7 protein-coding genes are annotated in these 6,567 nt (G+C 58.5%); 5 read left to right on the top strand and 2 right to left on the bottom strand.

Annotation, left to right across the window (positions count from 1 at the left end):
• From WBP53_RS14350 to WBP53_RS14335, 4 genes are all read left to right on the top strand, one after another.
• A partial coding sequence (locus WBP53_RS14350) for a class II aldolase/adducin family protein (RefSeq protein ID WP_423930086.1) occupies window positions 1-371 on the top strand: 371 nt, incomplete at its 5' end.
• Window positions 368-934 (top strand): 1,2-dihydroxy-3-keto-5-methylthiopentene dioxygenase, encoded by a 567-nt coding sequence (locus WBP53_RS14345; RefSeq protein WP_423930084.1) that lies wholly within the window; start codon window positions 368-370, stop codon window positions 932-934. The genes WBP53_RS14350 and WBP53_RS14345, both read left to right, overlap by 4 nt.
• Window positions 935-1,094: 160 nt before the next feature.
• Window positions 1,095-1,790, top strand: a complete 696-nt coding sequence (gene mtnC / locus WBP53_RS14340) for an acireductone synthase (protein ID WP_423930082.1) — start codon at window positions 1,095-1,097, stop codon at window positions 1,788-1,790.
• A gap of 4 nt (window positions 1,791-1,794) precedes the next feature.
• Complete coding sequence (locus tag WBP53_RS14335) at window positions 1,795-3,291, top strand: C13 family peptidase (RefSeq protein ID WP_423930080.1); 1,497 nt, start codon at window positions 1,795-1,797, stop codon at window positions 3,289-3,291.
• 97 nt (window positions 3,292-3,388) lie between these two features.
• Here the strand turns inward: WBP53_RS14335 and WBP53_RS14330 are convergent, their stop codons facing one another.
• On the bottom strand, window positions 3,389-3,871 hold the full coding sequence (locus WBP53_RS14330) for a glutathione peroxidase (protein WP_423930078.1): 483 nt from the start codon (window positions 3,869-3,871) through the stop codon (window positions 3,389-3,391).
• Window positions 3,872-3,987: 116 nt separating this feature from the next.
• Between WBP53_RS14330 and WBP53_RS14325 the strand changes: the two genes are divergently transcribed.
• Entirely contained in the window at window positions 3,988-4,302 is a 315-nt protein-coding gene (locus WBP53_RS14325; protein ID WP_423930076.1) for a hypothetical protein, read from the top strand.
• Between the two features lie 48 nt (window positions 4,303-4,350).
• On the opposite strand, the gene WBP53_RS14320 is transcribed toward WBP53_RS14325, so the two are convergent.
• On the bottom strand, window positions 4,351-6,240 hold the full coding sequence (locus tag WBP53_RS14320) for an ATP-binding cassette domain-containing protein (protein ID WP_423930074.1): 1,890 nt from the start codon (window positions 6,238-6,240) through the stop codon (window positions 4,351-4,353).
• Window positions 6,241-6,567: the final 327 nt, after the last annotated feature.

The following is a 6,567-nucleotide window of genomic DNA, read 5'->3' as shown; positions in this document are numbered from 1 at the left end:
TCTACCGACGCTTTCCAGGAGCCGGTGCGGTGCTGCATACCCATTCACGCGCGCAGAGTGTGGCCTCCCGTCTTTTCGCCGATGCCGGCGGAGTCAGCTTCGAAGGCTGGGAACTGCAGAAGGCCATTTCTGGCCACGACACGCATGAAGGCGTACTCGACCTGCCCGTGTTTCCAAATACGCAGGACATGAGCGTCCTCGTCGACCAGATTGACGCCTGGCTGGATGCCGGAAAGCCCTTGCATGGTTACCTGATCAACGGACACGGCATTTATGCGTGGGGCGTTGATATGGCCGAAGCCCGTCGCCATCTTGAAGCCTTCGAATTCCTGCTCAACTGCGAGCTGGACCTGAGGAGATTGTCACCATGAGCCGACTTCGAATCTTTGCCGAGGACGACGGAGCGATCCCGCTTGAAACCCATGCCACGCATGCCGGGATCGCCAACGCATTGAAACTGGTCGGCGTGCGTTTCGAACAATGGGAGGCGTCCCGGCCAATCAAGCCCGGGGCAACCCAGGACGAGGTCATCGATGCCTATCGTGAAGACATTGAACGTCTCATGCGCGAGGAAGGCTACACGACGGTCGACGTGGTCAGCCTGACACCTGATCACCCGGAGCGTGCCGCCCTGCGCCAGAAGTTCCTCAGCGAACATACCCATGCCGAGGATGAGGTGCGATTTTTCGTAGCGGGGTCGGGTCAGTTCACCTTGCATATCGAAGGCAAGGTCTATGACGTGCTCTGCGAGCAAGGCGACCTGATCGGAGTTCCAGATGGCACCCGTCACTGGTTCGACATGAGCGAGTCTCCCTACTTCGTGGCCATTCGCCTGTTCAACAATCCCGCTGGTTGGGTAGCTGAATTCACCGGCGACGAGATTGCGCTGAAATTCCCACGCATGCCGCCACCTGAGTCCATCGCCTCCCGCTGACGAGCACGCAAGGCCAGCGACCAGGGCATTGCCTGCGGGTTCCTGACCACTGCAAGACCGACAAGAGCGGGTGAGCACTGACAGCAATGTTCAGCTCAGGCCACATCCGCATCCCTTGCCTGCTACGATTTCCACTCAACTCGCCTCCGGTATTGCCGACATGCCAAAAATACGAGCCATTCTCACTGACATCGAAGGCACGACCAGCTCAATCAGCTTCGTGAAGGATGTTCTTTTCCCCTATTCCAGGGAACGACTGCCCGCGTTCGTCGTCACCCATGAGGACAAGCCCGAAGTGCAGCATTGGCTGCATGAGGCGGCTCGCGAAGCCGGCCTTGTTTCTGCCAGCGAACAGGAAATGATCGACCTTCTGATCGGCTGGATTGACAGCGATCGCAAGTCCACCGCGCTAAAGGCATTGCAAGGCATGATCTGGGCAGATGGCTACCGCGACAGCGATTTTCGCGCGCACATCTACGAAGATGCTGCCAGACGCATGCATGCCTGGCATGCAATCGGTCTGCCGATCTATATCTATTCATCAGGATCGGTTCCCGCCCAGAAATTGCTCTTCGCGAATACCGAATCGGGTGACCTGACCCCTATTCTCTCCGGATACTTCGATACCGAGACGGGTGCCAAGCGCGATAGCGCGTCCTACACGCGTATCGCCACAGCAATCGACCTGCCAGCGACCGACATCCTGTTCCTCTCGGACATTGTCGAGGAGCTTGATGCCGCACGATTGGCAGGCATGCAGACAACACTCCTCGCGCGCGGCACGGAAGGATGTCCTGCTGATTCGCAACACCCTTGCGCCGTCGATTTCGACAGCGTCGAAGTCGACGTTTCCTGAACGCATGACGGTTATCCAGAGAGCCCTGCGCGATGGAATTCGCGCGACCCTGCTGCTCCGACCACGCGGAAATCCAGCGCTCGCAAGTGCAAGCACCTTTCTCGTGGCACTGCTGGCCTACCTGTTGCTGGAGTCGCTGGGTGCGTACCTGAGTAGCGAGGGACCCCGAGAGATTCAGGGCTGGGGGCTCCTGGTCATTCTTTCCGACACGATGCTGACTCTGGCGGCTGCCTGGGTTCTGGTCTGGTTCTCTGGCCGGAAGCACATTACCTGGGGTGTCGCCTCGATCGCCGTGTTTGCTACTGCGATGACGTCGGTTCTGGTCCATTGGCCCCTGATGTCTCTGGCCAGCTGGCTCTATCGGAATGGCCTCGATGCCATGTCGATGTTCGTCGCCTGGCTGTCCTTTCTGTGGTGGTTTCCAGTCCTGCTCCGCCTCGCCACCTGGTTGGCGCCAAAGCGTCTATTCCGGTCGATTCTTGCCGCGATGCTCGCCTACGCAGTGTCCGCCGCACCCTGGTGGTGGTTGCCCAACGCAAGCGTGATCGTACAGGTCGAAACCGATCTCTCGGCTGGCTGGATGCAAGATGATGCGGATCAGATCAGCGGAACGGGCTTCGACGGGAGCGCCGATGAAAATGGCGAATTTCTTGTCAGCTTCGATCCTGAGGCCGTCATTTATGCACAGCCTCGGCTCCTTCAATCAGCGATCGATAGCCTGACGCCCCGTCAACCAGGCAAGCCCAACCTTTTCGTCGTCGCATTCGCTGGAGACGGTGGAGAAGATGTATTTCGCAATGAGGTGGAATTCGTCGAACAACTGTTCTCCCAGCGCTTCGATGCAAGCGGCCACGTACTCGTGCTTGAAAACAATCCGGCAACGGTGGAAACGCGTCCGCTGGCCACGTTGACCAATTTGCGACTCGCGCTGACGGCCATAGCCGAACGCATGGATCCCGCCGAAGACATCCTCATGCTTTACCTGACATCGCACGGCTCGCGCGAGCACGACTTGTACGTTTCGATGGATCCCTTGCCACTGAACCAGATCAGTCCGGAGGCTCTGGCCGAAACACTGGAAACAGAGCCATCGATGCGCTGGAAGGTGATGATCGTCAACGCATGTTATTCAGGCGGATTCATCGATGCCCTGCGCGACGACTCCACCATGGTCATCACCGCGGCGCGCAGCGATCGCACATCGTTTGGCTGCGGAACGGAATCAGAAATCACCTATTTCGGAAAGGCGTTTCTGGCCGAGGCACTCAACGAAACGCGCTCCTTGCGCGAAGCGTTCGATCTGGCCAAGGCAAAGGTCGATGCCTGGGAGGAGCGCGATCAGGAAGAGAAGCGTTCCGAACCGCAGATAGCCAGCTCACGCAGTATCGAATCGAAACTGGATAGTTGGCGCAAGACACTACCCGAGGCCGCGACGGTCGAGTTCACTCCGGCTGCCTCGATACCCCGCTCCCCTCTGCACGACGGCGATTTGGAACACTAGCGTCCCGAATCGGCTTGTCAGGGGAAGCTAGATCCAGAAGCAACAGGTCCTGAAGCCCTTTCCACTCAGGGGAGGAGAGAAAGAAGCAGATCCCGGATCAACCCAGCAACTTCGCCACATCCTTGCCGATATCCTCGGGCTTGTCGGTCGGCGCATAGCGCTTGATCACATTGCCTTCCTTGTCGACCAGGAACTTGGTGAAATTCCATTTGATTGCACCGATGCCGAGCAACCCGGATTTCTCCTTCTTGAGCCACTCATACAACGGATGGGTTCCGCTTCCGTTCACATCGACCTTGGCAAACATCGGAAAGCTCACGTCATAGGTGAGCGAGCAGAAATTCTTGATCTCCGCTTCGTCCCCGGGCTCCTGATTTCCAAACTGGTCACACGGAAACCCCAGCACTTCGAAGCCCTTGTCCTTGAATTGTTTGTGCATTGCTTCGAGGCCGGTGTACTGCGGGGTGAAACCGCATTTCGAAGCCACATTCACTATCAGCAGGGCTTCGCCCTTGAACTTCGAGAGTGGCTGTTCGTTGCCATCGATATCACGTGCGGAAAAGTCGTAGGCTGTCGTCATGGAAACCTCGCAATTTGAGTGTTGATTCAGCAGCCTAGGCTACAGCAAACCCCTGTTCCAACAACGTTAATACGGCAGGATCACAATAGGCCTCTGAAGACATGAGGATTGCCGACATGAAGGCTCCAGCTATCTGTACCACGCTGTTGCTCGGTATCAGCGTCATGGCCAGCGCTTCGGCCCAAGCAGAATTGCAAGCGGTCCAGCCGCCTCCCGAAACGACGGTCACTGTGCGCAGTGCTGGTACCGGCTATACCCCTTCAGGGCCAGCGCCCGCTTTCGCCGACCTTGATCGGAATGGCGATGCGAGCCTGAGCAAGGACGAAGCCAGCAGCTACAAGCTGCTTGCCAATGACTTCCTCAAGGCCGACAGCGATGAGGACGGGGAAATCTCGAAATCCGAGTACGAGCGCTGGGCAGCACAACCATAGGCACAACCGGAAACTGATGCGAACCCGGCACCCGGAGGCAAGCCATGCTCAGGCCTGCTTGCCGGTCGCCTCCAGCTCCTGCCAGCGCGCGTAGGCGCTGTCCAGCTCAGCCTGCACTTTTGCCATCGTCTCGTTCGCCTCGACGATGGCTTCCGCGGACTGCTTGAAGTACGCAGGTTCATTCATGGCTGAAGTCAATTCGGAAATTCGCGTTTCGAGTTTTTCGATGATTGCCGGCAGTGACTCGAGCTCGCGCATTTCCTTGTAGGCAAGTTTTCGTTTTGCCGGCACCGGCGCCAGTGGCGAAGCAGCCGCGGCCGACGCTTCGTTGCGGGGGCGCATCGACATCGCCTGTGGCCGCTGACGCAGCCATTCTTCATAGCCGCCAACGTATTCACCCACCCTGCCCTCGCCCTCGAGAGCGAGCGTGCTGGTGACTACATTGTCGAGGAATTCGCGATCGTGCGAAACCAGGAGCAAGGTTCCGGCGTAGTCGACCAAAAGCTCCTCGAGCAATTCGAGGGTCTCGACATCCAGGTCGTTGGTGGGTTCATCCATCACCAGCAGATTGGATGGCTTGGCAAACAGGCGAGCCAGCAAAAGTCGGTTGCGCTCCCCACCCGAGAGCGCGGAAATCGGCGCACGGGCACGCTCAGGGGTGAACAGAAAATCCTGCAGATAGCCAATGGCGTGCTTGCGCGCGCCATTGATCTCGATGAATTCGCGGCCATCGGCAACGTTGTCGAGTGCACTCATGTCCTCGCGCAACTGCGCACGATGCTGATCGAAGTACGCGATTTCCAGTTGGGTGCCGATGATGACCTCGCCGGCCTGCGGCTCCAGCTGGCCGAGCAGCAAACGAATCAGGGTGGTCTTGCCTGAACCGTTTGGTCCGATCAGACCGATTCGATCGCCGCGCATGACCAGGGTCGAGAAGTCCTTGATCAGCGTGCGACCAGGAATGGAATAGGTGATGCCTTTCGCCTCGATGACCTTTCGACCCGAATTCTGTGCGCTACCAGCCTGCATGCGCACGTTGCCAGCCTGACTGCGTCGATCGCTTCGATCACGCCGCATGGCTTCCAGTCGGCGCACGCGCCCTTCGTCACGTGTCCGGCGAGCCTTGATGCCCTGGCGAATCCAGACTTCCTCCTGCGCCAGTTTCTTGTCAAACAACGCATTGGCCTGTGCTTCGGCGTGCAAGCGTTCCTCGCGACGACGAAGGTAGTTCTCGTAGTCGCCAGGCCAACTGGTCAGGCTGCCACGGTCGATTTCGATGATGCGTGTAGCCAGCGCGCGTACGAAGCGACGGTCATGGGTGATGAAGATCACGCTGCCGGCAAAATTTTTCAGGAACTCTTCCAGCCACGCAATCGCCTCGATATCGAGATGATTGGTCGGCTCGTCGAGAAGCAGGACATCCGGATCCAGCACCAATGCCTGGGCCAGCAGCACGCGTCGCTTCATGCCGCCGGATTGAGCGGAGAATTCCTCGTCCTCGGGCAATTCGAGCTTTGTCAGGACCTGGGTCACCCGCCGATCAAGGTCCCAGCCATTGGCTGCCTCGATACGCGACTGGACATCCGACAGCGCGCGCATGTCGCTGTCGTCGACCAGATGATGAATGAGATGGTGGTATTCACCGAGCAGCTTGCCGATCTCGCCAAGCGCGGTCGCCACGACATCGAATATCGTTCCTTCGGTACCTTGCGGCACTTCCTGAGCCAGACGCGCGACAACCACGCCGGGGGATACCCGAACCTCACCGTCATCGGGGCGCAGTTCTCCATCCAGCAACTTGAGCAGGGTCGACTTGCCTGCACCATTGCGGCCGACCACGCAGACACGCTCACGTGGTTCCAGCGCGAACTCGACGCCATCAAGCAAAAGGGGACCGCCGACACTGTAGTCGAGCTTGCGAATTTCAATCAAAGCCATGGTGTACTGCTGGAAATGGAAGGGAATTGGAGTCGCCGCTCCACGAGCGCGACCGGTTTCATATGGTTGATCAAGTACGGCCAGAGTCAGGATGCCGTTACTTTCGGCAAACAGGACGGATGGCACTGTAGGATGAGTCGGGTTTCGCGCGACGCTTTGGCGAGGTTTCCCGGGCACGTCCATTGCGGCTGGACCCGGACCACCCATTCTGGACGCTCCATCGTCCTTTTCGGAAGCGAGTCATGTCGATCAGCCGTCGCAATCTTATCAAGTTGGGGGCCCTTGCCGGGGCTGTTGGCCTGTCGAACCGGAATATCCTTGCCAGCA

This window comes from Dokdonella sp., from assembly GCF_049593775.1.
Classification (GTDB): domain Bacteria; phylum Pseudomonadota; class Gammaproteobacteria; order Xanthomonadales; family Rhodanobacteraceae; genus Dokdonella.
This window is presented reverse-complemented; position numbering and strand designations above follow the sequence as displayed.

What these genes read in the sequence shown, in the direction of transcription:
- WBP53_RS14320 (WP_423930074.1), bottom strand. Translation starts at nt 6,240, where the DNA reads ATGGCTTTGATTGAAATTCGCAAGCTCGACTACAGTGTCGGCGGTCCC.
- mtnC (WP_423930082.1), top strand. Translation starts at nt 1,095, where the DNA reads ATGCCAAAAATACGAGCCATTCTCACTGACATCGAAGGCACGACCAGC.
- WBP53_RS14345 (WP_423930084.1), top strand. Translation starts at nt 368, where the DNA reads ATGAGCCGACTTCGAATCTTTGCCGAGGACGACGGAGCGATCCCGCTT.
- WBP53_RS14330 (WP_423930078.1), bottom strand. Translation starts at nt 3,871, where the DNA reads ATGACGACAGCCTACGACTTTTCCGCACGTGATATCGATGGCAACGAA.
- WBP53_RS14325 (WP_423930076.1), top strand. Translation starts at nt 3,988, where the DNA reads ATGAAGGCTCCAGCTATCTGTACCACGCTGTTGCTCGGTATCAGCGTC.
- WBP53_RS14335 (WP_423930080.1), top strand. Translation starts at nt 1,795, where the DNA reads ATGACGGTTATCCAGAGAGCCCTGCGCGATGGAATTCGCGCGACCCTG.